This is a genomic window from Sporichthyaceae bacterium (assembly GCA_036493475.1).
In the GTDB taxonomy this organism is placed as follows: Bacteria; Actinomycetota; Actinomycetes; order Sporichthyales; family Sporichthyaceae; genus DASQPJ01.
This window is the reverse complement of sequence record DASXPS010000019.1, coordinates 13,682-39,378: the sequence shown is the minus strand read 5'-3', so window position 1 is coordinate 39,378 and position 25,697 is coordinate 13,682. Positions and strand designations below refer to the sequence as shown.

The window sequence follows — 25,697 nt, the reverse complement described above, 5'->3', positions numbered from 1 at the left end:
GGTGTGGCCAATGCCCCAACCACAGGGTGACGAACTCAAAGCCATCCGGGCCCATCGCAAGGAACTGCGCGCGAAGTACCTGCACAGCCCGGCCGGCAGCCCGCCGACCCGTGGCGTGCATCACCTGGCGCTGATCTGCTCCGACGTCGAGGAGACCATCGAGTTCTACCAGGAATTCCTCGGCTTCCCGCTGGTCGAGTTGGTGGAGAACCGCGACTACAAGGGCTCCGCGCACTTCTTCTTCGACATCGGCAACCGCAACATGCTCGGCTTCTTCGACTTCCCCGGTCACGACCACCCGGCGTTCTCCGAGACCATCGGCGCCGTGCAGCACCTGGCGCTGTCCGTGGACGCCGAGCACTTCGACCAGATCAAGGCCAAGCTGGACGGGGCCGGCATCGACTACCTGGGCCCGGACCGCGGCGTCGAGGACAGCATGTACTTCCGCGACCCCAACGGCGTCGGCCTGGAGGTCTACCGCGAGGCGCTCGGCGAGTTCGAGGGCCTCACGCTGATCCCGCGGTCGTGAGGTAGCAGGTCAACCGGTGCAACATCTGCATGACCGAGAGCCAGGTGATCAGCTCGACGACCGCGGGCGCCGGCAGGCAGGCAGCCTGGCATGCGGCCAGGGTCGAGGCATCGATGCGGGCAGGGCTGTAGGCGGCGGCCCGCGCCAACGTGAGCATCGCTGACGTCGACGGGTCGTCCGGCAGGGCCGCCGACTGGGTACCCCCGGCGAAATCCACTGCCGCCTGCAAGCAGGCGTCCTCGACGCCGGTGTGCCGCGCCAGGGCCCGGATGTCGTCGAGCAGTCGCCCGTTCTCGACGACCGTCGCGAAGACGGCGCCCGCCGTCACCTTCTGCTCGATGCCGATGACCGAGGATTCCGGATCGAGGTTCTCCCGCAGCATGGACGCGATGCTGCGACGGGCACGGGACGAGTGCAGCTTCGCCAGCACCGGGAAGTTGTGACCGGTGCGCTCGGCCAAATAGTGGCCCACTTCCGGCCACCGTTTCGGTGTGCCCTGCTGGGCCTGACGGTCAAAACGGATCGCGGCCGGAAGCAGCGGCAACACACTCAGCTTGGTGCGCAGCCCGTCGGCCGGCGGCGCGGGCTTGGCGGGTGAACCCGGGTCGAGGCCGACGCCGGCTTTGCCCGCCGACCAGTCAGCTCCCATGGTGCCCGCCACTTCGGCTGCTGTCGGCTGCTCGAGCTCGACGCCGATGGCGTCCATGAACTTGTTCAGAAACCCCATCATGACCGCGGCCAGCGCGATCCATTCGGCGTTCCGCTCGCCGTAGACCGCGACCAGCTCGTCGCGCTCGGCCGTGGCCAGTTCGCAGGGCATGGATCCCAGCGATCGGGCCACCGCGACGGTCGCCAGCTCTCCCCGGGAGAACGAACTCTGCTCCGGGACAAGCGCAGCCGCGACCTTCGCCGGTGTTGCGCCGCGGCGAAGGGCGAACGAACAGGAGTGCGCCGAACAGTAGGCGCAACCGGCGGTGCGACTCGATACGTACATGGCGAGGCCGACAACTGCAGCGGGTGGGCCGCCGACGCCGAACACCGGGACGGGGAGATTCAACAGGTTCGGAACCATGATGTTGTACGTCCGGAATGCGGGCGGCCAGATCTCCAGATACCGGTCGCAGTTGGGCACCACTCCGATCAACGTGTCGACCAGTCGCAGCAACCCGGAATAGCGCTGCGCAAGCACGTCCCACTCGACCATGGAGTCCCGTAGCAGCGGCGTCAGCGCCGTGGATTCGTGCGCGTCTGGCGCAGTCATTGAGTGTCCCGCCGTCCTGCCGGCCCGTCGTGGAGCCGATCTGATGCAGCGACAGTACTTGTCAGTCGGACGGGTCCGGCGTACGGAGAATGACGAGTTCCCGGGTCGCGCGGGTCAGCGCGACGTAGCGGTCCACCGCGCCCTCGATGCCGGTGCCGAACAATTCCGGGTCGATGAGCACGACCAGGTCGAACTCCAGACCCTTGGCCAGCTCCGGGGTCAGCGAGCGGATGCGGCGGGTGGGCTGGACGCGCGGATCGCCTATGACACAAGCGATTCCCTCGATGTTGTCCGCCAGCCACGCGTCGAGAATCGACGGCAGTTCGGCCACCGATCCGTGTCGGACGGGGATGCCGCTGCTGCGGATCGACGTCGGCACGTTGGCATCCGGGAGCACCGCGCGGATGACCGGCTCGGCCTCGGCCATGATTTCCGCCGGGGTGCGGTAGTTGATGCTCAGCGTGGCCAGGTTCAGGTGGTCGAAGCCGACCCGCTTGAGCCGCTCGTGCCAGGACTCGGTGAACCCGTGGCGGGCCTGGGCGCGGTCGCCGACCACGGTGAAGCTGCGCGACGGGCAGCGGGAGAGCAGCATCTGCCACTCCGCGTCGGTCAGTTCCTGCGCCTCGTCAACCACGATGTGCGCGAACGGGCCGGCCAGCGCGTCCACGATGAGCACGGACAGTACGGACTCGTCGGCCAGCGCGGCCACCAGGTCCTCGCCGCGCAGCATGGTCACCGCGGCCTCGCCGTCGTGGTCGGCCTCGATGATGGTCTCCACGACCCGCTGCATCTCCTCGGCGGCGGCCGCGGCCTGCGCGGTGCGCCGCCGTTTGGTCTGCGCCATCGCGGGGTCGCCGATCCGCTGCCGGGCGGCGTCCAGTAGCGGCAGGTCGGACACCGTCCAGGCCGCCGCGTCGGGGCGCTGCAGTCGGCGCACGTCGTCAACCGCCAGGTGCGGCGCGCACTTGTGCAGGTAGGCGGGCACGGACCACAGGTCGCCGACGATGTCGGGCGGTTCGAGCAGTGGCCAGGCTCGGTTGAACGCCTCGCGCAGGTCGCTGTGCTCGTTGAGCACCCGACGTACCTGGTTCGCCGGCACCTCGGCGTCATGTTTCTCGATGAGGAGCCGGAGGAGTTCGGCCCAGATGACCTCGCGGGCGTCGTTGTGCGCGATGCCGGACTCGGCGGCCCCGAACGCCTCCGCCCAGTCACCGACGGTGAGCTGGACCTCGGCCCACTGGGTGTCGATGGCCATGGCCTTGGTGGGCGGCTCCTCGTACATCGCCACCGCTGCCTCGAGCACCGCCGGCGGGTCCAGGTCGGCCTTCAGCCGCGCGACCGCGGGATCGTCCTCGATCGGGGCCGTGGCGCCCTCGGGCACCAGGTCGCGCAGCGTGCAGGTGCGCACGCCCTCCTCGCCGAGGCTGGGCAGCACGTCGGCGACGTAGGTCAGGTACGGCCGGCTCGGGCCGACCACCAGCACCCCGCCGCGGCGCTGCTGTTGCAGGCGCGGGTCGGCGTGCAGCAGGTACGCGGCGCGGTGCAGCGCGACCACGGTCTTGCCGGTGCCGGGACCCCCGTCCACGATCAGCGCGCCCTTGGCGCTCGCCCGGATGATGGCGTCCTGGTCGGCGGCGATGGTGGCCAGGACGTCACGCATCCGGTCGCTGCGGGTGCTGCCCAGGCTGGCGATGAACGCGGACTGGTCGTCCAGCGCGGCGTGTCCGTCCAGCCCGTCGGGAGTGAAGACCTCGTCCCAGTAGTCACTGATCCTGCCCTTGGTCCAGCGGTAGCGGCGCCGGCTGGCCAGGCCCATCGGGGTGGCGTGGGTGGCGCCGAAGAACGGCTCGGCGGCCGGGGAGCGCCAGTCGACGAGCAGTCGGTCCCCGGTGGGGTCGGTGAGTCCGAGCCGGCCGATGTAGACGGGCGCGGAGCCGTCGGCGGGCACCATCCGGCCCAGGCACAGGTCCAGGCCGTAGCGGCGCAGCGCGTTCAGCCGGGAGGTCAGCCGGTGCACCTCCAGGTCCCGCTCCATCACCGCCTGGCCCCGAGCGCCGGGCGCCCGCAGCTGGTCGGCCAGGCGCTGCGAGAGGTCGGCGATGGACTCCGCGAGCGCGGCGCCGATCGCCGCGAAGTGCCGTTCGTCGTCACCGATCAGCGTCGGATCCGCTTTGGCGGACAGGTGTTCGGGAAGCTCGAATGCGCTGCTGGTCAGGTTGTCCACGTCCCCCCGGTTCATGGCTCAGCTCCGCGATTGTGCGGCCCGACCGGGGCCTTGCCGCAAGCCCCCGGTTCGGCTATACCTTGAAAGTGAGGGAGGAGCTGCGGCTCCGCCCCTTTTTTGTTGCCCGGGTCCGGCTCCACCCTTGCGCATGTCATGGGCAGAACGGTCTTGTCAGGCGTCCAGACGGATGACAAGACCCATTGGCGCATGACATGCGCAAGCGATCGGGGCATTGCGATCATCCGAACGTGTGTTCGATGATGGGGTGTGCCCGCCGACGTCGCCGAACTTCTTGCCCGGCTGCCGGACGGTGCCGTGCGGCGGGCGTCTGCGGTCGCGCCGGTGGCGCCCGTGTTGCCGGTGGTGGCGGCGTTGCGGCCGTTGCTGATGGGTGGCGGGTTGCGCAAGGGGAGCACGGTCGAGGTCGGGCTGACCGGGCCGGTCTCGCTCGGGCACTCCCGGCGGGACGGGGACGTCGACGGCGCGGGCTACCACGAGCGGGTGGCGGCCGGGGGGAGCACGCTCGCGCTGCTGCTGCTCGCCGAGGCCTCGGCGACGGGCTCCTGGTGCGCGCTGGTCGGGGCGCCGGGCGTCGGATTGGCGGCGGCGGCGGAGACGGGGGTGGAGCTGGCCCGACTGGCGTTGATCCCCGCGCCCGGCCGGGCCTGGTCCCGCGTGGTGGGGGCGTTGTTCGACGGTTTCGACCTGGTCGCCGTGCGCCCACCGGAGGGCTTCACCCCCGGTGACGCCCGGGCGCTGGCCGGTCGGGCCCGGCACCACGGCAGCGTGCTGGTCTCGCTGGGCCCCTGGCCGGGGGCGGACCTGCGGCTGTCCTGCGACGAGCTGGCCTGGGATGGCCTGGGCGCGGGGCACGGTCGGCTGCGCTCCCGGCGGTTGCGGGTGTCCGCGCGCGGCCGCGGCGTGCCCGGTGCGGAACGCAGCGTGCACCTGCACCTGTCCGACGTCGGGCCCCCCTCGCTTGCGGCCGAAGGAACGGTCGCTATAGCGCGCGGTTCTTCGGACGTAAGGGGGTGGGTAGGGCGGCGACGGGCTGAGTAAAGGCCCTCCACGACACGCCAATCTGTATTGACGTTCGAACAATTGTTCGAGCACAGTGGCCGACATGGCCCCCTCCTCGACGGTTCGCTCGGCCCCCCCGAGCGACGCCGCCGAGGAGCGCCCGGCCGGGCGCACGATCGCGGTTTGGTCACCGGACTGGCCGGTGCTGGCCGCGGCCGCCGCGGCGGGCCTGCCCCCCGGCGACCCGGCCGCGGTGTTTCACACCGGCGTGGTGCTGTCCTGCACCGCTGCCGCCCGGGCCGTCGGGGTGCGCCGCGGGCTGCGACGTCGCGAGGCGCAGTACCGCTGCCCGACGTTGGCCACCCTGGAGCGCGACCCGGCCGAGGAGGCGCGCGCGTTCGAACCCGTGGTGGTCGCCGTCGAGGTGCTGGCTCCCGGTGTGCAGATCGTCCGGCCCGGCCTGTGCACGGTCTCCGCCCGCGGTCCGGCGCGCTACTTCGGCGGGGACGCGCCGGCCGCGGCGAGGCTGGCCGAGGAGGCCTCCGCGGCCGGCCCCGGAGACCGCTGCCGGGCCGGGGTCGCCGAGGGCGCCTTCGCCGCCGAATTGGCTGCCCGGTCGGGCACCGTGGTGCCGCCCGGCGTCACCCCACAGTTCCTCGCGCCGCATCCCCTCGACGTCCTGGAGCGCCCGGAACTGGCCGACCTGCTGCGCCGGTTGGGGCTGCGCACGCTGGGGGAGTTCGGGGCGTTGCCCGCCGCCGATGTCATCGCCCGGTTCGGCGCCGACGGGGCGCTGGCCCACCGGCTGGCCCGCGGTTTGGATCCACGTCCGCCCTCGGCCCGTCGCCCACCGCCGGACCTGGTGGTGACCTCCGCCCTCGATCCGCCCGCGGAGTCGGTGGAGCGCGCCTCGTTCGCCGCCCGCCCACTGGCCGACGCGCTGCACGAACGGCTGGCCGCGCTCGGCCTGGGCTGCACCCGGCTGCGCATCGAGGCGGAGACCGAGCACGGCGAACGGCACGAACGCGTGTGGCGGCACGAGGGCGTGCTCAGCCCGGCCGCGGTCGCCGACCGGGTGCGCTGGCAGCTCGACGGGTGGCTGACCACCGGCCGCCCGCGGTCGGGGATCAGCGTGCTGCGGCTGGTCCCGGACGAGGTGATTCCGCATGCCGGCGACCAACTCGGCCTGTGGTCCGCCGGTGGCGACGCCGAGGGAGCCGAACGGGCCGGGCGTGCGCTGTCCCGGGTGCAGGGCATGCTCGGCCAACCCGCCGTGCTCACCGCGGTGCTCGGCGGCGGCCGCGGCCCGGCCGACCGGGTCCGCTACGTGCCCTGGGGCGACCCGCGGGAGGACGGGAAGGGTGACGGGCCCTGGCCCGGCCGGGTGCCCGCGCCCAGCCCCGCGTTGGTGCCGCCCACCCCGGTGCAGGCCCGGGTGCTCGACGACGGCGGCCACCCGGTCACCGTCACCACCCGCTACGCGGTCTCCGCGCCGCCCGTCCGGTTGCTCATCGGCCGCGACCCGCCCCGCCCAGTGCTGTCCTGGGCCGGGCCGTGGCCGGCCGAGGAACGCTGGTGGGACGCGCGCACCGCGCGGGTCCGGGTCCGCTTTCAGGTGGCCACCGCCGACGGCACCGGTTGGCTGCTGGTGTTCGAGGACGGCGCCTGGTCGGTGGAGGCCGTCTACGACTAGCCGTTGCGTCCGAAGAACAGTGTCCGGGTACCCCCACTTCTTCGGACGCAACGGGGGTGAGACGCAACGGGGGTGAAGGGAGGTGAAGCGATGGGGTGGGGGAACCCGCCGATGCCGTGGCGGGAGCTGGAACGTCGGCTGTCCGGCAAGTTCAACCCACGGGGGGAGAACCGACCGCCCAAGCTCGCCTTCGGCGAGGAACCGGAACGGCCGGGCAGCCACCACCGCGCGCCCTACAAACCCCGCGCCATCGAACCGGTCACCGACACCGTCCCGTACGCGGAACTGCACGCGCACACCAACTTCAGCTTCCTGGACGGCGCCGGGCACCCCGAGGAGATGGTCGAGGAAGCGGTGCGGCTCGGGCTGTCCGCGTTGGCCATCACCGACCACGACGGTTTCTACGGGGTCGTCAGATTCGCCGAGGCGGCCGCCCGCTACCGGCTGCCCACGGTGTTCGGTGCGGAGCTCAGTCTCGGTCTGACGCAGCCTCAGAACGGAATCTGCGATCCGGAGGGCAACCACCTGTTGGTGCTGGCCCGCGACCCGGACGGCTACGCCCGGCTGTCCACCGCGATCAGCGACGGGCACGCCGCGGGCGGGGAGAAGGGCCGCCCGGTGCATGATCTGGAGGCTCTCGGTGCCGCCGCGGACGGGCACTGGTTGGTGCTCACCGGGTGCCGCAAGGGCGCCGTGCCCGCCGCGCTCGCCGGCGGTGACGCGGCTGCCGCGGCCCGCGAGCTGGACCGGCTGATTGCGCTGTTCGGCAAGGAAAACATCGCCGTCGAGCTCACCGACCACGGGCATCCCACCGACTCCGAACGCATCGACGCGTTGGTCGAGTTGGCCGCCCGGTCCCGGGTGCCCACCGTGGTCACCGGCAACGTGCACTACGCCGCACCGAACCGGCGTCGACTGGCCACCGCATTGGCCGCGGTGCGCTCCGGGCGCAGCCTGGACGAGCTGGCGGGCTGGTTGCCCGCCGCCGGTACCGCGCACCTGCATACGGGTGCGGAGATGAGGGGGCGCTTCGCCCGATACCCCGACGCGGTCGCCCGGGCCGCGCAGTTCGGCGCGCAGTGCGCGTTCGACCTGGCGCTGATCCGCCCGCGGCTGCCGGACTTCCCGGTCCCGCCGGGCCACACCGCGATGAGTTGGCTGCGTGAGCTCACCGAGCGCGGCGCCGCGGAGCGCTACGGCCCACGCGGCGCGGAACGCCAACCCGGGGCGTACGCGCAGATCGACCACGAGCTGGCGATGATCGAGCAGCTGGACTTTCCCGGCTACTTCCTCATCGTGCACGAGATCGTCGAATTCGCCCGCGCGCAGCACATCCTCTGCCAGGGCCGCGGCTCGGCGGCCAACTCCGCGGTCTGTTACGCGCTGGGCATCACCGCGGTGGACGCCGTCTATTACGACCTGCTGTTCGAACGTTTCCTGTCTCCGGAGCGCGGCGAGCCACCGGACATCGACATTGACATCGAGTCCGAGCGTCGCGAAGAAGTGATCCAGCACGTTTACACCCGCTACGGCCGCCGGCATGCCGCCCAGGTGGCCAACGTGATCTCCTACCGGCCGCGTTCGGCGGTGCGGGACATGGCCAAGGCGCTGGGCTACTCCCTGGGCGCGCAGGACGCCTTCGCCCGCGAGGCACATAGGTACGACGCCACCCCGACCAACCACGACGACATTCCCGACGAGGTGCTGGAGCTGGCCACGCAGGTGGCCCGGTTCCCGCGGCATCTGGGCATCCACTCCGGCGGCATGGTGATCTGCGACCGGCCGGTGGTCGAGGTGGTGCCGGTCGAGCACGCGCGCATGGAGAACCGCACGGTCATCCAGTGGGACAAGGACGACTGCGCCTCCCCGTTGGTGAACCTGGTCAAGTTCGACCTGCTCGGGCTGGGCATGCTCGCCGCGTTGCACGGCTGCTTCGACATGGTCAAGGACTTCCACGGCACCGAGTGGACGTTGGCGACGCTGCCCAAGGAGGAGCCCGAGGTCTACGACATGTTGTGCCGGGCCGATTCGGTCGGGGTGTTCCAGGTGGAGTCCCGCGCGCAGATGGCCACCTTGCCCCGGCTCAAACCGCGCTGCTTCTACGACCTGGTGCTGGAGATCGCGCTGATCCGTCCCGGCCCCATCCAGGGCGGCTCGGTGCACCCGTTCATCCGTCGGCGTGCGGGCAAGGAGCCGATCACCTATCCGCACCCGTCGTTGGAGAACTGCCTGCGCCGCACCCTCGGCGTGCCGATGTTCCAGGAACAGCTCATGCAGATGGTCGTCGACGCGGCCGGCTGCACGCCCACCCAGGCAGACCGGGTGCGCCGCGCGGTCGGCTCCAAACGCTCCGCCGAACAGATCGCCGCGTTGCGCGCCGAGCTGTACGAGGGGATGGCCCGCACCCACGGCATTACCGGGGCCACCGCGGACGAGATCTTCAACCTGATCGCCGCGTTTGCCAACTTCGGTTTCGCGGAGAGCCACTCGATCAGCTTCGCGTTGCTGGTTTACGCCAGCTCCTGGCTCAAACTGCGTTACCCGGCGGCGTTCTGCGCCGCGCTGCTCAACGCCCAACCGATGGGCTTCTACTCCCCGCAGTCGCTGGTCGCCGATGCCCGCCGGCACGGCGTCGAGGTGCGCCGCCCGGAGGTCAACGTCTCCGCGGCGTCGGCCGGACTGGAACCGCACGGTCCCGACGACGCCGAGCCGGGCACCGTGCTTGGCCGGGCCGCGGTGCGGCTGGGCATCGATTCGGTGCGCGGCATCGGCAGCGAGTTGGCCGAACGCATCGCCGCCGGTCGCCCGTATGCCGACCTGGCCGACTTCGCGTTGCGCACCGGCGCGGGGGCGGCGCACATCGAGGCGTTGGCCACCGCCGGCGCCTTCGACGGTCTGGGTGTGGCCCGGCGGGAGGCACTGTGGGCGGCCGGTGCGGTGGCCGAGAACCGGCCGGACCGGTTGGCGGGCACCGTGCTCGGCGGGCGGGCGCCCCAGTTGCCCGCCATGACCGTCGTCGAGCAGACCATGGCCGACCTGTGGGCCACCGGCATCACCCCGGACGGGCATCCGATGGAACACGTGCGGGGACAGCTGCCTGACGGGGTGCTGTCGGTGGCCGGGCTGGGGGAGCGGCGGAATCGGGACCGGGTGAGCGTGGCCGGGGTGGTCACGCACCGTCAGCAGCCGCAGACGGCGTCCGGGACCATCTTCCTCAACCTCGAGGACGAGACCGGCATGCTCAACGTGATCTGCTCACCCGGTGCCTGGGCCCGGCATCGCCGGATCGCCCGGGACAGTGCGGCGCTGATCGTCCGTGGCCGGCTGGAACGCACTGATGAGGTGATCAGCCTGGTTGCCGAGGCGTTCACGCCCCTGCAGGTGGCCACCGGCGGTCGATCGCGCGACTTCCGCTGACCCGCCTGTCGATCGTCACTGAGCCACCGGCCCCCCGACGTGGCAAAATCGTCACGCGGCCCACCTAGTTAATGATCGTAAACACGGCCGGGGCACCCGACGCCGACCGAGGAGGTGGGCATGCTCACGATCTACGCGACCCACCTGCCGCTGCCCCCCGAACTCGGCCCCAGGGCTCTCGACCAGGCCGTCGCGGCCGTGGTCAGCTGGCTGCAGGACCGGTTCGCGATCACCCCGACCCCACTGTCCGGCGGCTCTCACCGAACCGATGACCTGGTCATCGAGTGGGAGACCCTGTTCGGCGAGGCAGGTGGCTTGGTCGGTTTCGAGGTCGACCAAGCCGATTCGGAAGACCCGACCTGGCGCTGGTGTACGCACATCGACATCGGCGTGGAGTCCGGCCAGGCCTGGCTGCGGGTGCGGCTGGCGCTGTTCACCCCGCAGGAGGGTCTGGTCACCCGACCGAAGGTCGCCCCGCACCGTCCTCCGGTGGTGCGCCGCGTGGTGGACCGCATCGACGTGCGCGTCGACGGACGCCGGGTCGGCGAACCATGGGTGCTCACCGTTGCGCAGGTGCCCGGCTACGTGAAGTTCCTGACCAGCCGGGACCGGCGGCTGCCGGTGTTGGCCATCGCGCACGACGCCGAGGGCGAGCCGTTCCTGGACCGCGCCCGTGCTGCTGATCGGTTGCTCGGCCTGGCCCACGTCGTGGAAATCGACCTGCCGTCCAGTTATGCGGTCACCGATGCCATCGGTAAGACGTTGTCCTGTTACTCCGGCGCGGTGCGCATGTACTGGCCGGGTTTCGCGGTCGGCGACGACCCGTACTTCCACCGCGCCTTCGTCGGCGGCAGCCTGGCCTACCTGGGTCGGGAGGGCATGGGTACGGAGTTGTTCGACACCCTGGGACGGCTGTCCGCGCTGTCCATCGCCGAGCCGAACCTGCGCCGCCGACTGCGTCGCGAGCAGTACCTGCAGGACACCGCGGCGCTCCACGCGGCACCCGTCGAGCCCGCCGGCCTGGTCAACGTGGACCACGATGCGTGGGCGGCGCTGTCCGCGGACCACGAACGTCAACAGCGGCGCATCGCGCTGTTGGAGGACGAGCTGGTGGAGGCCCGAGCGCAGGCCGAGGCGTTGCGCGGCGAGTTGGATCCCGAGGGCGGGGTGCGGTCGGCCGACCTGGCCACGGTGCTCGCCCCGGACCGCCCACTGACCCCGACGGCGGTCCAGGCCCCGGCGGAGGAGTTGACCCCGGGCTCGGTGCTGGACGCGGTACGCATGGCTCGGCAGCGCTGCCCGCACCTGGTGATTCTGGAGGAGGTCTTCGCCTCCGCCGCGGTCAGCAAGTACGAGGACCCCGAGCGCGTGCTGGCCAACCTCCTGCTGATCGAGCAGATCGGCGATGACTGGATCTCCGGTGAGCTGCCCGACGGCCCGCACGAGGCGTTCGTGCAGCGGTGCAGCGGTTACCACGCCGACCTGCACACTGCGCAGCTTCCTTACGTCGCGGCCTACCGTCGGTCGTTCGAGGGCCAGGAGATCACCCTGGGCCCGCACATCGCCCGCGGGCACGGGACGGAGACCGGGGTGCTGCGCATCTACTGGTGGTTCGACGCTGCCGCCCGACGCATTGTGGTCGGTCACGTGGGTGGACATCTGCGCCACCACGAAGAGACCGGCGCAGGCGCGTGAGCACGCCGGCGGGAACGGCCGGCCGAAGCTGGCTGACCCGCAATCTGCGGGTGCTGTCCGGGGTCAGCCTGCTGCAGGACGCCGCCAGCGAAATGCTGTACCCGGTCCTGCCGATCTTCCTGACCGTCACCCTCGGCGCACCCGCCGCGGTGGTGGGGCTGGTGGAAGGGCTCGCCGAGGGGCTCGCCTCGATCCTCAAGATGTACAGCGGATGGCTGGCCGACCGCCGGGCGCGCCGGCCGCTGATCGCGGTGGGCTACGGGCTGGCCGGGGTCGGCAAGTTGTTGGTCGCCCTCGCCGCGGTGTGGCCGGTGGTGCTGGCCGGGCGAGCGGTGGACCGCATCGGCAAGGGCATCCGCGGTGCCCCGCGCGACGCGCTGCTCATGGTGGACGCGGACCCCGCCGCCCGCGGACACATCTTCGGGTTCCACCGCGCGGCGGACACCGCCGGTGCCGTGCTCGGTCCGGCCGTTGGGCTGGGGCTCTATGAGGCGTTCGGCCACCACATCCGACCGCTGCTGTGGGTGGCGTTGGTGCCCGCCGTGGGCTCGGTGCTGCTGGTCCGCTGGGTGCACGAGCCCCCGCGGGCGGCCGCGGCCGGAACGGTCGCGCGACCGGTGGTGTCGGCCAAGGGCCTGCCGCCGCAGTTGCGGTCGCTGCTGATCGTGCTCGGGGTGTTCTCGCTGGTGAACTTCCCGGACGCGCTGTTGCTGCTGCGCGCGCACAACCTGGGGGTGTCCACCGCCGGGGTGATCGGGGTGTACATCCTCTACAACGCCGTCTACGCGTTGGCCGCCTATCCCGCCGGGGCGCTGTCCGATCGGCTGCCGCGGCACCTGGTGTTCGCGATCGGGTTGGCCTGCTTTGCCGTCGGCTACGTGGGTCTCGGGTTGGTGCACGAGAAGGCCTGGATATTCCTGCTGCTGCCGATCTACGGGCTGTTCGCCGCGTGCACCGACGGGGTGGGCAAGGCCTGGGTGGCCGCGCTCGCGCCGCCGGACCGGCAGGGCGCGGCGCAGGGCCTTTACCAGGCGGTGACCGGCGCCGGCGTGTTGATCGCCGGGGTGGTCGCGGGACTGGCCTGGCATCACAACGGGCGCGGGCCGTTGGTGTTCTCCGGCGTGGTGGCCGCCGTCGCGGCCATCGTGCTGGCGACGAACGGGGCGCGCTGGGAGCGCTCGGCGATCGCTGCTTAGGCTGGGCCGCGTGAGCAACACCAAGGCCGACCCGTTCGTGGACGGCGACGCCTGCCCCGTCGCGGGACCATGCGTGCTGACGCCACGTCAGGTGCCGTTGGGCGGCCCCCGGGCGATGACCGTGCGGCGCACCCTGCCGCAACGCGAGAAGTCGCTGATCGGGGCCTGGTGCTTCCTCGATCACTACGGCCCGGATCGGGTCGCGGACAGTGGCGGCATGCAGGTACCGGGTCACCCGCACACCGGGTTGTCCACCGTCTCCTGGTTGTTCGATGGCACCGTGGAGCACCGGGACACCACCGGGGTGCACGCGCTGGTGCGACCGGGGGAGTTGAACCTGATGACCGCCGGGCGCGGCATCGCGCACTCGGAGTTCTCCACCCCGGACACCGAGGTGCTGCACGGTGCCCAGTTGTGGCTGGCGCTACCGGAAGCGGATCGCTTCGTCGAACCGGGCTTCGTGCACCACGCACCGGACCCGGTCGACCTCGACGGTGCGCGCACGCTGGTGTTCCTCGGGGAGCTGGGCGGAACGGTCTCCCCGGTCCAGGCACATTCTCCGCTGCTGGGCGCGGAACTGACGCTGCGTCAGGGCCACGTGCTGGAGCTCGCGGTGCCCGCGGAGTTCGAGCACGGCGTGCTGGTGGACGCCGGCGCGGTGACCGTGAACGGGCAATCCGCGAAGTCCGAGGACCTGGTTTACTGCCCGCCCGGCGCGCGCCGGGTGCGGTTGGCCGCCGACGAGCCGACCCGGATCCTGCTGCTGGGTGGCGAACCGTTGGGCGAGCAGGTCGTGATGTGGTGGAACTTCCTCGGCCGCAGCCACTCCGAGATCGTCGAGTTCCGCGCCGACTGGGAACGCGAACGCGCGGCGGGCGGCGGCCGGCGTTTCGGGACCCTGCCGGAGGCCTGGTCGTTCACCCTCGGCGCGCCGCCGATGCCGAACGTTCGGTTGCGCCCGCGGGGGTAGCCCGGGCGTGCTCCCAGCCCAGCCGCAGGCCGTGCAGCACGGTCTCGACGGTGTCCGCGCCGGGCAGCACGTAGTGACCGGCGAAGACGTGGAACGGCACCCCCTGCACACCGCGGGCGTGCGCGGCAGAGTCGTCGTCGTCCACCGCCGACCGGTAGCGCCGCTCGGCCAGCGCCGTGCGCAACTCCGCGGGGTCCAGCCCGATGTCCACCCCCAGCGGGATCAGGCTGTCGATGTCGTAGATGGACCGGGCCTCGCCGAAGTACGCCCGATACATCCGGGCCCAGGCCGCGGGACCCAGTCCGCGGGCGGTCGCGAACGCGCACAGCTCGTGGGCCAGCCCGCTGTTGCCCCGCAGGTTGTCGCGTAGCCGGTAGGGCACCAGGCCGTCGGCGGCCGCTGTCCGCTCGATCCGGTCCAGCATGACGTCCACGGCCGCGTCGTCCAGCCCGTACTTGCCCTTCAGATGGTCCCGAACCCGCTTGGTCTCCGCCGGGGCGTGCTTGTCCAGCTGGAAGGAGCGGTAGCGCACCTCGACCTCATCCGCGTGCTCAAAGCGGTCGAGCGCCTGGTGCAGGCGGTGGTGGCCGATGCCGCACCATGGGCAGACGATGTCGGCCCAGACCTCAACCCGCACCAGCACACCTCCGAGATGCAACTGCGGTCCATACTGCCTGCGTGCGCACCCGCGGGATCAATGGTTCCGTCATCATGGGCGTCGCCGCCCTACTCGCGCTGGGTGGGTGCCACGGTTCCGCACCCGCCACCTCGGTGGTGACCACGATCAGTACTGCGACGCCCGCAGCCGCGCCGACAGCCGAGCCGAGCGCGGAGGCGACCGGGGCGCCGAGCACGGAGCCCACCGCCGCGGCCGAAACGGGCACACCCAAGCCGGGCACACCCAGGCCAAGCAAGTCACCGAGGCCCAGCAGGTCACCCGAGCCGACCACCGAGCCCACCCCTCGGCCGAGCACCACGCCCCAGCCGTCCGAAAGTGGTGGTTGTGACATCCAGGGCAAGCACATTCAGGAAGGGGAGACGGCGCCCATGGACGGCGATCAGGTGGCCGGCGGGCAGGATTTCAACTATGTCGTCCAGTGCGACCAGAACGGCAACTCTCATGTGGTCAAGCGCTACGAGAAGCCGACCAACCCGTATTACGCCATGTGCTGGGGACCGAAGGCTGACCCGGAGTACGCCAAGAGCCACCACAACCTCTGTGGCGACGGTCCTGCGCAGTAGCTGGGGCGGCGCCCCCGGCAGGATTCGAACCTGCGCTTCCGCCTCCGGAGGGCGACGCTCTATCCCCTGAGCTACGGGGGCTCGGGGCGACGCTGACCTTACCAAGGCCCGCAGACTCGCCGCAGTTGGGCAAAGTGCCGCAAATCGGGCGATCCGCCCGGCTAGCCTCCGGTCATGTCGCAGGGTGCCCGGGTGCTGGTGGTCGACGACGACCCATCGGTGCGTCGGTTGATCGCGTTGAACCTGGAGCTGGACGGGTTTGTGGTGCGCACGGCGTGCGACGGTTGGGCGGCGCTGGCCGATGTGCTGGCCGACCCGCCGGACGTGATCACGCTGGATCTGGCCATGCCGGTGTTGGACGGATTGGCGGCTGCCGCGCAGTTGCGCGCCACCGACGGCCTGGACGCGTTGCCGGTGGTGCTGATCAGCGCGGTGCTCACCGCCGAGGACCGGGAGTTGGCCGAGAAGATCGGGGTGAGCGCGGTGCTCAACAAGCCGTTCGAGCCCGCGGAACTGGTGGCCGTGGTGCGGGGAGCTCTGCGCGCGGGCCCCCCGTAATGAGCGTCGGGTGCGGTGCGCGCGCGCACTAGTCTTGCCCGCGTGACGCCCGCCGAACTCGCCGATGCTGTCCAGATCGCCGTCTACACCGCGGTCCAGGCCGGCGAACTCGACGTCGACGTGCCCCGGGAGATCCACCTGGAACGTTCCAAGCGACGCGACCACGGCGACTACGCGAGCAACGTGGCCATGCAGCTGGCGAAGGCGGCCGGTATGCCGCCCCGGGAGCTGGCCGAGATCGTGGCCCGGCATCTGCGGGCCGCGGGCGGCGTGCGCGCGGTGGAGGTGGCCGGTCCGGGCTTCCTTAACATCTCCCTGGACTCCGAGACCGCCGGTCGACTGGCGCTGACGATCGTGGCCGGCGGCCCGGCCTACGGCCGTAGCGAATCGCTGCGCAAGCAGCGGATCAACCTGGAATACGTCTCGGCCAACCCGACCGGCCCGGTGCACCTGGGGCACACCCGGTGGGCCGCCGTCGGTGACAGCCTGCGCCGGGTCCTGGAGGCGGCGGGCGCGGACGTGGTCAGCGAGTACTACATCAACGACGCCGGCGTGCAGATGCAGAAGTTCGCCCAGTCGCTGTACGCGGCCGCTCGCGGGTTGCCCGCGCCGGAGGACGGCTACGGCGGGGACTACATCGCCGAGGTCACCGCGCGCATCCTGCAGGCTGCTCCGCAGCTGGCCGAGATGGCGGAGGCCGACGCGCTGCCCGAACTGTTGGAGCGCGGCTACCGGTTGATGCTCGCCGATATCGCGGCCAGCCTGGAGCGCTTCCGGGTGTACTTCGACGTGTGGTTCTCCGAGCGTGGCCTGCACAACAGCGGGCGGGTGGACGAGGCCATCGCAACGTTGCGTGAACAGGGCCACGTGTTCGACTCCGAGGGTGCGGTGTGGTTGCGCACCACCGATTTCGGCGACGACAAGGACCGGGTGCTGGTCAAGGCCGACGGGGAGAAGACGTACTTCGCCGCCGACGCCGCGTACTACCTGGACAAGCGTTCCCGGGGGTTCGACACCTGCGTGTATCTGCTCGGTGCCGACCATCACGGCTACATCGGCCGGTTGCGGGCACTGGCGGCCTGCGCGGGTGACGACCCGGACCGTTCCGTGCAGGTGCTGATCGGTCAGCTGGTCAAGCTGATGCGCGGCGGCGAGGAACTCAAGATGTCCAAGCGCGCCGGCACCGTGGTCACCCTCGACGAACTGGTCGACCTGGTGGGCGTGGACGCGGCGCGGTACAGCCTGGCCCGGGCGTCGACCGACTCGCAGTTGGTGCTCGACGTCGAGGAGATCACCCGCGCCGCACCGGAGAACCCGGTGTACTACGTGCAGTACGTGGCCGCGCGCACCGCCTCGTTGGCCCGCAACGCCCGCGAACTCGGGTTGACCTGGTCGGCGCCGGAGTCCTTCCGCCCACACCTGCTCATCGACGATCGGGAGGCGCTGCTGCTGGGCGCGTTGGGGGAGTTCCCGCGGGTGGTGGCCGCCGCCGCCGAGCTGCGCGAACCGCACCGCATCGCCCGGTATTTGGAGGACCTGGCGGGCACCTACCACCGCTTCTACGACGGCTGCCGCATCCTGCCCCGCGGGGACGAGGAGGTCGCCGACCTGCACCTGGCCCGGCTCTGGCTGAACGACGCCACCCGCACGGTGATCTCCAACGGCCTGGCCATGCTCGGCGTCTCCGCCCCGGAGCGGATGTGAACACCCTTACGTCCGAAGAACTGTGGGTGCGCGGACACTCTTCTTCGGACGCAACGGGGGAGGGGCGACCCGGTGAGTAGGTCGGCTCACCCGGCCGGGCCGCGGCATGCCGAGGTCCTCGGCCATGACGGCGTGGGCGCCCCCCCGGCTGATCTCAACGCGCTGGACCCGCAGGTGTGGCCGCGAAATCTGACGCGGGATCAGAACGGCGTGGTTTCCCTGGCCGGTTTGGATATTCGCGACCTCGCCGCGCAGTACGGCACCCCGGTGTTCCTGCTCGACGAGGCCGATTTCCGGGCCCGTGCGCAGGCCTACGCGACCGCGTTCGCGGGGGCCGATGTCTTCTACGCGGGCAAGGCCTTCCTGTGCGGCGCGGTGGCCCGCTGGGTGGATGAGGAGGGCCTCAATTTGGACGTGTGCAGCGCCGGTGAACTCGCCGTGGCGCTGCGCGCGGGCTTCCCGCCGGCCCGGATCGCCATGCACGGCAACAACAAGTCCGTCGCCGAACTGGAAGCGGCGGTGGCGGCCGGGGTCGGACGCATCGTGCTCGACTCCTTCGCCGAGATCGCGCGGCTGGCCGATGCGGCCACCCGTCGCGACGTGCGCGCCAAGGTGCTCATCCGGGTCACCGTGGGCGTGGAGGCGCACACCCATGAGTTCATCGCCACCGCGCACGAGGACCAGAAGTTCGGTTTCTCGCTGGCCGGCGGGGACGCCGCGGAAGCGGTGCGCCGGGTGCTGGGCCTGCCGTCGCTGGAACTGGTCGGTCTGCACTCGCACATCGGCTCCCAGATCTTCGACACCTCCGGATTCGAGGTGGCCGCGCACCGGTTGGTGGGCCTGGCCGCCGCGGTGCGCGACGAGCACGGCGTGCAATTGCCGGAGTTGGACCTCGGCGGCGGGCTGGGCATCGCCTACACCTGCGATGACGACCCGGCCGACGTCGCGGCCACCGCGATCGCGCTGCGCAAGATCGTCGAGCGGGAGTGCCAGACGGCCGGGCTGGACCTGCCGCGACTGGCCGTCGAACCCGGTCGGGCGATCGCCGGGCCGGGCACCATCACCCTCTACGAGGTGGGCACGGTAAAGACCGTGGGCACCGGGGAGCGGGGCGCCGGGCGGGTGTACGTGTCGGTGGACGGCGGGATGAGCGACAACATCCGCACCGCGCTCTACGACGCGCAGTACACCGCCGCGCTGGTCTCCCGGGCCTCCGACGCCCCGCCCGCGCTGTCCCGACTGGTGGGCAAGCACTGTGAGAGTGGCGACATCGTGGTGCGCGACCTGTGGCTGCCCGCGGACATTGCCGCCGGCGACCTGGTCGCGGTGGCCGCCACCGGTGCCTACTGCCGATCCATGGCTTCTAACTACAACCTGATCGGCCGCCCACCGGTGGTCGCGGTGCGCGACGGAGGGGCCCGACTCATCGTTCGGCGGGAAACCGACGACGACCTGGCGCGTCTCGAGGTCGGGTAACAGGCACGGTCGGTGAAAGAATGACGCCACCGACGACGATCTGAGGAGCACGATGGCACCGGTGCGAGTGGGCCTACTCGGCTGCGGTGTGGTCGGCACCGAAGTGGTCCGGCAACTGCAGTTGCACGCCGGTGACCTGGCCCAACGCGTCGGCGCGGAGATCGAGCTGGTCGGCATCGCGGTGCGCCGCGCCAACCGGGCCCGCGACACCGACGTCGACCCCGCGTTGTTCACCACCGACGCCACCGAGCTGGTCACCCGCGACCTGGACGTGGTCATCGAGGTGATCGGCGGCATCGAGCCCGCCCGCACGCTGATCCTGTCCGCGATGGAGCACGGCGCCTCGGTGGTCAGCGCGAACAAGGCGCTGCTCGCCGAGGACGGCGCCACGCTGTACGCGGCCGCCGACAAGCACGGCGTGGACCTGTACTACGAGGCCGCGGTGGCCGGCGCCATCCCGTTGCTGCGCCCGCTGCGCGAGTCATTGGTGGGCGACAAGGTGCGCCGGGTGTTGGGCATCGTGAACGGCACCACCAACTTCATCCTGTCCCGGATGGACGTCTCCGGCGCCTCGTTCACTGACGCGCTGGAGGAAGCCACCGCGTTGGGCTACGCCGAGGCCGACCCGAGTGCGGACGTGGAGGGATTCGACGCCGCGGCCAAGGCCGCGATCCTCGCCTCGCTGGCCTTCCACAGCCGGGTCACCGCGGCCGATGTGCATCGCGAGGGCATCACCGACGTGAGTGCCGCGGACGTGGCCCGGGCCCGCGACATGGACAGCGTGATCAAGTTGCTGGCCATCTGTGAATTGTCCGAGGACGAGTCGCGGATCGGCGTGCGGGTGCACCCGGCGATGATCCCGCGCAGCCACCCGTTGGCCGGCGTGGGCGATGCGTTCAACGCGGTGTTCGTGGAGGCCGACGCGGCCGGCCCGGTGATGTTCTACGGCCGTGGTGCCGGTGGTGCGCCGACCGCCAGTGCGGTGCTCGGCGACCTGGTTGCGGTGGCCCGGCACCGGGTGGTCGGTGGGCGCGGGCCGGGGGAGTCGGCCTATGCGCAACTGCCGGTGCGGCCGATGGGGGACAACCTCACCCGCTACCACATCAGTCTCGACGTGGCCGAGAAGCCCGGTGTGCTCGCGGGCGTGGCCACCGTGTTCGCCGAGCACGGCGTGTCGATCCAGACGGTCCGTCAGGAGGGCCACGCGGACGACGCCACGCTGGTCATCGTCACCCACCGGGCCAGTGACGCCGCGCTGGCATCGACCGTGGAAGAACTGCGCCGCACCGACGTGGTGCGCAGCGTTGGCAGTGTCATGCGGGTCGAGGGAGCGGAGCAGTCCAGATGAGGACCGTGACGCCGCGCGTGGGCACACACCAATGGCGCGGGGTGATCGAGGAGTACCGCGATCGGCTCCCGGTGGACGCGACCACCCCGGTGGTGACGCTGCGCGAGGGCGGCACGCCGTTGGTGCCCGCACCGGTGATCTCGGAGATGACCGGGTGCGAGGTGTGGCTGAAGGTCGAGGGTGCCAACCCCACCGGGTCGTTCAAGGACCGCGGCATGACCATGGCGATCTCCCGCGCCGCGCAGGAGGGTGCGCGCGCGGTGATCTGCGCCTCCACCGGCAACACCTCGGCATCCGCGGCGGCCTACGCAGTGCGCGCCGGCATGGTCTGCGCGGTGCTGGTGCCGCAGGGCAAGATCGCGCTGGGCAAGATGAGCCAGGCCCTGGTGCACGGCTCGCGCATCCTGCAGGTGGACGGCAACTTCGACGACTGCCTGGAGTTGGCCCGCGGGCTGTCCGAGGCCTATCCGGTGGCGTTGGTGAACTCGGTGAACCCGTATCGGATCGAGGGGCAGAAGACCGCGGCGTTCGAAATCGTCGACGCGCTCGGCGATGCCCCACTGGTGCACTGCCTGCCGGTGGGCAACGCGGGCAACATCACCGCCTACTGGAAGGGCTACACCGAGTACCACGCGGACGGTCCGGCCACCCGATGTCCGCGCATGTTCGGCTTCCAGGCCGCCGGGGCCGCGCCCATCGTGAATGGCGCGCCGGTGAAAAGCCCGCAAACGATTGCCACCGCAATCCGTATCGGCAACCCTGCGTCCTGGGACCAGGCGGTGGCCGCGCGGGAGGAGTCCGGCGGTCGCATCGAAGCTGTGACTGACCGTCAGATTCTTGCGGCGTATCGATTGTTGGCCGGCAAGGAGGGCGTGTTCGTGGAGCCATCCTCGGCCTCCAGCGTGGCCGGTCTGCTGCTCGCCCGGGAGAACGACTGGCTGTCCGCGGGGCTGCAGGTGGTGTGCACCGTGACCGGGAACGGCCTGAAGGACCCGGAATGGGCCATCGCCGGAGCGCCCAAGCCGGTCACCGTTCCGATCGACGCGGCCGTCGCCGCCGCTCAGCTCGGCCTGGCCTGACTTGTCGACAAACCTGCGTGCGGGCGCGGTGTCGGTGCGGGTGCCCGCCACCAGCGCGAACCTCGGTCCGGGCTTCGACTCCTTTGGGTTGGCGCTGGGCCTCTACGACGACGTCACCGTGCGCACCATGGAGTTCGGCGTCGCCATCGAGATCACCGGCGAGGGTGCGGACACCCTGCCGCGCGACGAGTCGCACCTGCTGGTGCGCTCGGCCCGCGCCTGCCTGGACCGGCTCGGCGTGGGCCACGTCGGGCTGCAGGTTTCGTGCACGAATCGCATTCCGCACCGGCGCGGGCTGGGTTCGTCCTCGGCGGCCATCGTGGCGGGCATCAGCGCCGCGCGTGGGTTGGTGGACGGCGCCGAGAAACTGCTCGACGAGGACGGGCTGCTGGGGTTGGCCTGCGAATTGGAGGGCCATCCGGACAACGTTGCCGCCTGTCTGCGCGGCGGTTTCACGGTGGCCTGGACAGCGGCCGACGGCCCGCGGGTGATCAGCCGTACGCCGGACGAGCGGATTCTGCCGGTGGTGTTCATCCCGTCCACCGAACTGGCCACCGTGCGCGCCCGCGGCCTGCTGCCGGCGACGGTGCCGCACGCCGACGCCGCCGCGAATGCCGCGCGCGCGGGGTTGTTGGTGGCTGCGATGACCTCCGATCCCTCGCTGCTGCTCGCCGCCACCGAGGACCGGCTGCATCAGCAATATCGGCGCCCGGCCATGCCGCTGAGCCTGCAGTTGATGGAGTCGCTGCGGGCACAGGGGGTGGCCGCGACCATCTCCGGCGCCGGGCCGACGGTGCTCGCGCTGGCCGGTAAGGCCGATCTCTACCGGGTAGGTGCCGCTGCGGGCCCCGGTTGGCGGGTGGAACGCCTGGCGGTGGACCCCGTCGGCGCCACCGTGCGCGTCACGTCTTGAAGTCGGCACTGTCTGACGACACGCAGCGTCCCGATGTGGGTGCCGCGGGAGGGGTGTTATCGTGATAGCGCACCGGGCGCGCCGTCCCTAGGCGCTTGCCGTGCAATCTCCTCTGGAACTGCCCTTCGTATGGGCGTTTTCCCACCGGCTGCGTCCGAATTTCTCCGGAGCGGTCGCGAAAGGACACACACCACGTGAGTAACACCTCCGAACTGGTCGAGGCTCGCTCCGACTCCGCCGGCTCGTCCGCCGACCCCGAAGCGGGTGCGGACAGCGGCGGGTCGACCCGGCGACGCAAGGCCGACGGATTGCAGGGCATGATGCTCGCCGATTTGCAGTCGATGGCCTCCGGCCTCGGCATCACCGGCACCGGGCGCATGCGCAAGGCCCAACTCGTCGAGGCCATCAAGGACAAGCAATCAACTCCTGCGGCGCCGGCCGAACGGCCCGCCGCGTCCCGGTCGCAGCGCGCGCCGACCCGCGCCGAACCCGCCAAGAGCCGAACCGAATCCGCGCCGCCCGTCGCTGCTGACAACGACCAACCGGCCACCGAGCCGGCCCCGCGTTCGGCTCCCGCCGGTGAACCCGGCGAGGCGGGTACCGGCGAGCAGCGTGATCGCGGCGAGCGCCGGGAGCGGCAGCGGGATCGCCAGCGCCCCGATCGCCCCGACCGCCCTGACCGCCCTGATCGCGGCGACCGCCTCGACCGCCCTGATCGCGGTGACCGCCTCGACCGCCCCGATCGCAGTGACCGCTCCCGTCCGGACAACCGCCAGCACGACAACCGGCCGGCCGCCGACACCGGGCCGCGCGGTGTCGACGATGACGATGACGACGGTTCCGGTCGGCGACGCCGCCGCGGTCGCTATCGCGACCGCAACCGCAACCGGCCGGGCAGCCGCGGCCCCGGCGGATACGACACCGGCGAGCCGGAGATCTCCGAGGACGACGTGCTCATCCCGGTCGCCGGGATCCTCGACATCCTCGAGAATTACGCCTTCGTGCGGACCAGCGGCTACCTGCCCGGGCCCAACGACGTGTATGTGTCGTTGGCCCAGGTCCGCAAGTCCGCGTTGCGCAAGGGCGACGCGATCACCGGGGCGATCCGCGCCCCCCGCGAGGGGGAGCGGCGGGAGAAGTTCAATGCGCTGGTCCGGCTGGATTCGGTCAACGGCATGGAGCCGGACAAGACCCGCGATCGCGTGGAGTTCGGCAAGCTGACGCCGCTCTATCCGCAGGAGCGACTGCGCCTGGAGCACGATGCAAGCTCACTGACCACCCGGCTCATCGACCTGGTCTGTCCCATCGGCAAGGGCCAGCGTGGGCTGATCGTTTCTCCGCCCAAGGCCGGCAAGACCATGGTGCTGCAGGCGATCGCCAACGCGATCACCCGGAACAACCCCGAGGCGCACCTCATGGTCGTGCTCGTCGACGAGCGCCCCGAAGAGGTCACCGACATGCAGCGCTCGGTGAAGGGCGAGGTCATTGCCTCCACCTTCGACCGGCCCGCCGAGGACCACACCACGGTCGCCGAGCTGTCCATCGAACGCGCCAAGCGCTTGGTGGAACTCGGCCACGACGTGGTCGTCCTGCTGGACTCGATCACCCGACTGGGCCGCGCGTACAACCTGGCCGCCCCGGCGTCCGGTCGCATCCTGTCCGGTGGTGTGGATTCCACCGCGCTCTACCCGCCCAAGCGCTTCTTCGGCGCCGCCCGCAACATCGAGGGCGGCGGTTCGCTGACCATCCTGGCCACCGCGCTGGTCGAGACCGGCTCGCGGATGGACGAGGTGATCTTCGAGGAGTTCAAGGGCACCGGCAACATGGAGCTCAAGCTCGATCGCAAGCTCGCCGACAAGCGGATCTTCCCCGCGGTGGACGTGGACGCGTCCGGCACCCGCAAGGAGGAGATCCTCATGTCCCGCGAGGAGTTGGCCATCGTCTGGAAGTTGCGTCGGGTGATGGCCGCCCTGGACGACCAGCAGGCCCTCGAGCTGTTGTTGGACCGGCTGCGCAAGTCAAAGTCCAACATCGAGTTCCTGATGCAGGTGCAGAAGACCACGCCGGGGGCCGAGGGGCTCGCGGCCGACGAGTAGTGCGTCGGCTCAGTTGATCCGGCGCACCTCGATCATGTCGAGAAACGCGCCCAGCCCGTGGTCGGTGTCGGCCGCGGAGTCGGTGAAGGTCAACCGCGTGGTCGGCCCCTCCGCGGTGATCTCCAGCACGGTGGTCTTCCAGTCCACGTCGGACGAGGCGGCGGGCGCGACCGACATGGTGTTCTGCCCGAAGGTCACGTCGAACGGGTTCACGCTCGCCGCGGTGTTGGGGTGCGGGCTGTAGCGGAAGGTCAGCCGGTAGTGCACGCCGGGCTGGGTGGGCACGTCCTGATAGAAGCTCGACGGACCGTCCGAGGCCATCTCCGCGTACTGCGAACCGCCGTTGGGCGGCGGCGGGAACAGTCGGTTCTGGATCTCGATGCCGCGGCCGGTGGTCTCCGTCCAGCCGGGAATCGACGCGAACGTGCCGACGAACCCGGAGCGGGGGGAGTTGGGGTCCTCGAAGCTGCCGTTGCGCACCAGGTTGGGCAGCATCTCCTCGGGCGCCGGTAGTTGCGCGATCATCACTGCCTGACCGGAGTCCACCGAGTCCGGTGCCGCCGCGTCCGCAGGCTGCGCCGCCGGTTGCGCGGGCTTCACCGGGGCAGCGGCAACGGGCTTTCGGGGGCCGCGTACCGAGGGGTCGTTGCCGTCGGCCATCGCGGGGCCGACCGTGATCGTGGGCAGCAGGACGCTGAGTGCAATGACGACGCCAGTCCTGCGGCCGCGGTGACGAATCCCGAGCGGTATCGAGGGATTAATCGATGTCCGTCCGCCGCGCATCGTGCGTCCTTCCCCGTTTCCACTGGTGCTGGAGTGGCTAAAAAGTAGCGGTGAAGCTACCGAAACGGGCGAAGAATGGTCCGATCGGGCTAATGGGACGATTCGGGCACGGCGGAATGCCCGTGTTCGGTCCGGCGTTTTCCCTGGTGTTGCAGTCCCTGGCAGACTGTGCCGGTCCCGGTTCACGTCGAGTGCACCCGCCACGACGACCCGGGACAACGAATTCCGAGGAGCACGCCGTGAAGCCCGACATCCACCCGAACTATCAGGTCACCGAGGTCACCTGTACCTGCGGTTCGACCTTCACCACGCGCAGCACCGCGAAGAACGGCGTGATCCACGCTGACGTCTGCTCGCAGTGCCACCCCTTCTACACCGGTAAGCAGAAGATTCTGGACACCGGTGGTCGGGTGGCCCGCTTCGAGAAGCGGTTCGGCAAGAAGACCAAGTAGGTCCTCCGCCGCCGGCGCCTCGCTCTGCGGGGGCGCCGGCG

Annotated in this window: 20 protein-coding genes and 1 tRNA gene; 16 read left to right on the top strand and 5 right to left on the bottom strand. The window is 70.9% G+C overall.

All coding sequences use genetic code 11. The features are described from left to right. The first annotated feature begins 10 nt into the window (after positions 1–10). Complete coding sequence (locus VGJ14_02175) at positions 11–529, top strand: VOC family protein (protein ID HEY2831205.1); 519 nt, start codon at positions 11–13, stop codon at positions 527–529. Here VGJ14_02175 and VGJ14_02170 read toward each other — a convergent pair. Next, on the bottom strand, positions 507–1,790 hold the full coding sequence (locus VGJ14_02170; GenBank protein ID HEY2831204.1) for a hypothetical protein: 1,284 nt from the start codon (positions 1,788–1,790) through the stop codon (positions 507–509). The genes VGJ14_02175 and VGJ14_02170 overlap by 23 nt on opposite strands. 61 nt (positions 1,791–1,851) lie before the next feature. Next, positions 1,852–4,029 carry an RNA polymerase recycling motor ATPase HelR gene (gene helR / locus VGJ14_02165; protein ID HEY2831203.1) on the bottom strand — a complete coding sequence of 726 codons (2,178 nt, stop codon included), beginning with the start codon at positions 4,027–4,029 and terminating at the stop codon, positions 1,852–1,854. A gap of 252 nt (positions 4,030–4,281) precedes the next feature. On the opposite strand from helR, the gene VGJ14_02160 reads away from it, so the two are divergent. The 6 genes from VGJ14_02160 (at position 4,282) to VGJ14_02135 (ending at position 14,005) form a co-directional block, all read left to right on the top strand. Next, entirely contained in the window at positions 4,282–5,073 is a 792-nt protein-coding gene (locus VGJ14_02160) for a hypothetical protein (protein HEY2831202.1), read from the top strand. Positions 5,074–5,137: 64 nt separating this feature from the next. After that, entirely contained in the window at positions 5,138–6,727 is a 1,590-nt protein-coding gene (locus VGJ14_02155) for a DNA polymerase Y family protein (GenBank protein ID HEY2831201.1), read from the top strand. 90 nt (positions 6,728–6,817) lie between these two features. Next, the gene (locus VGJ14_02150) at positions 6,818–10,144 is read left to right on the top strand and encodes an error-prone DNA polymerase (protein ID HEY2831200.1); all 3,327 of its coding nucleotides are present in this window, start codon (positions 6,818–6,820) and stop codon (positions 10,142–10,144) included. A gap of 120 nt (positions 10,145–10,264) precedes the next feature. After that, positions 10,265–11,839 carry a hypothetical protein gene (locus VGJ14_02145; GenBank protein ID HEY2831199.1) on the top strand — a complete coding sequence of 525 codons (1,575 nt, stop codon included), beginning with the start codon at positions 10,265–10,267 and terminating at the stop codon, positions 11,837–11,839. Beyond that, entirely contained in the window at positions 11,836–13,035 is a 1,200-nt protein-coding gene (locus VGJ14_02140) for an MFS transporter (GenBank protein HEY2831198.1), read from the top strand. Before VGJ14_02145 ends, VGJ14_02140 begins: the two co-directional genes overlap by 4 nt. 10 nt (positions 13,036–13,045) lie before the next feature. Next, a complete protein-coding gene (locus VGJ14_02135) occupies positions 13,046–14,005 on the top strand; it encodes a pirin family protein (protein ID HEY2831197.1) in 960 nt (319 codons plus the stop codon). On the opposite strand, the gene VGJ14_02130 is transcribed toward VGJ14_02135, so the two are convergent. Next, positions 13,953–14,642 (bottom strand): DsbA family oxidoreductase, encoded by a 690-nt coding sequence (locus VGJ14_02130; protein HEY2831196.1) that lies wholly within the window; start codon positions 14,640–14,642, stop codon positions 13,953–13,955. The genes VGJ14_02135 and VGJ14_02130 overlap by 53 nt on opposite strands. Positions 14,643–14,683: 41 nt before the next feature. On the opposite strand from VGJ14_02130, the gene VGJ14_02125 reads away from it, so the two are divergent. Then, on the top strand, positions 14,684–15,247 hold the full coding sequence (locus VGJ14_02125; GenBank protein ID HEY2831195.1) for a hypothetical protein: 564 nt from the start codon (positions 14,684–14,686) through the stop codon (positions 15,245–15,247). 9 nt (positions 15,248–15,256) lie between these two features. Here the strand turns inward: VGJ14_02125 and VGJ14_02120 are convergent. Beyond that, positions 15,257–15,328, bottom strand: a tRNA-Arg gene (locus VGJ14_02120). A gap of 93 nt (positions 15,329–15,421) precedes the next feature. Here VGJ14_02120 and VGJ14_02115 point away from each other — a divergent pair. From VGJ14_02115 to rho, 7 genes are all read left to right on the top strand, one after another. Then, entirely contained in the window at positions 15,422–15,805 is a 384-nt protein-coding gene (locus VGJ14_02115; protein ID HEY2831194.1) for a response regulator, read from the top strand. Between the two features lie 42 nt (positions 15,806–15,847). Then, complete coding sequence (argS, locus tag VGJ14_02110) at positions 15,848–17,509, top strand: arginine--tRNA ligase (protein ID HEY2831193.1); 1,662 nt, start codon at positions 15,848–15,850, stop codon at positions 17,507–17,509. 72 nt (positions 17,510–17,581) lie between these two features. Then, positions 17,582–18,985, top strand: a complete 1,404-nt coding sequence (gene lysA / locus VGJ14_02105) for a diaminopimelate decarboxylase (protein ID HEY2831192.1) — start codon at positions 17,582–17,584, stop codon at positions 18,983–18,985. Between the two features lie 52 nt (positions 18,986–19,037). Continuing rightward, positions 19,038–20,333 carry a homoserine dehydrogenase gene (locus VGJ14_02100; protein ID HEY2831191.1) on the top strand — a complete coding sequence of 432 codons (1,296 nt, stop codon included), beginning with the start codon at positions 19,038–19,040 and terminating at the stop codon, positions 20,331–20,333. Then, positions 20,330–21,412, top strand: coding sequence for a threonine synthase (gene thrC / locus VGJ14_02095; GenBank protein HEY2831190.1), 1,083 nt, complete (start codon positions 20,330–20,332; stop codon positions 21,410–21,412). The genes VGJ14_02100 and thrC overlap by 4 nt, the downstream gene beginning before the upstream one ends. Positions 21,413–21,452: 40 nt before the next feature. Beyond that, a complete protein-coding gene (gene thrB / locus VGJ14_02090) occupies positions 21,453–22,325 on the top strand; it encodes a homoserine kinase (GenBank protein HEY2831189.1) in 873 nt (290 codons plus the stop codon). Positions 22,326–22,519: 194 nt separating this feature from the next. After that, the gene (rho, locus tag VGJ14_02085) at positions 22,520–24,421 is read left to right on the top strand and encodes a transcription termination factor Rho (GenBank protein ID HEY2831188.1); all 1,902 of its coding nucleotides are present in this window, start codon (positions 22,520–22,522) and stop codon (positions 24,419–24,421) included. Between the two features lie 9 nt (positions 24,422–24,430). On the opposite strand, the gene VGJ14_02080 is transcribed toward rho, so the two are convergent. Beyond that, positions 24,431–25,081 (bottom strand): DUF642 domain-containing protein, encoded by a 651-nt coding sequence (locus VGJ14_02080; protein HEY2831187.1) that lies wholly within the window; start codon positions 25,079–25,081, stop codon positions 24,431–24,433. 362 nt (positions 25,082–25,443) lie between these two features. On the opposite strand from VGJ14_02080, the gene rpmE reads away from it, so the two are divergent. Continuing rightward, complete coding sequence (rpmE, locus tag VGJ14_02075) at positions 25,444–25,656, top strand: 50S ribosomal protein L31 (GenBank protein ID HEY2831186.1); 213 nt, start codon at positions 25,444–25,446, stop codon at positions 25,654–25,656. The last annotated feature ends 41 nt before the right edge of the window (positions 25,657–25,697 follow it).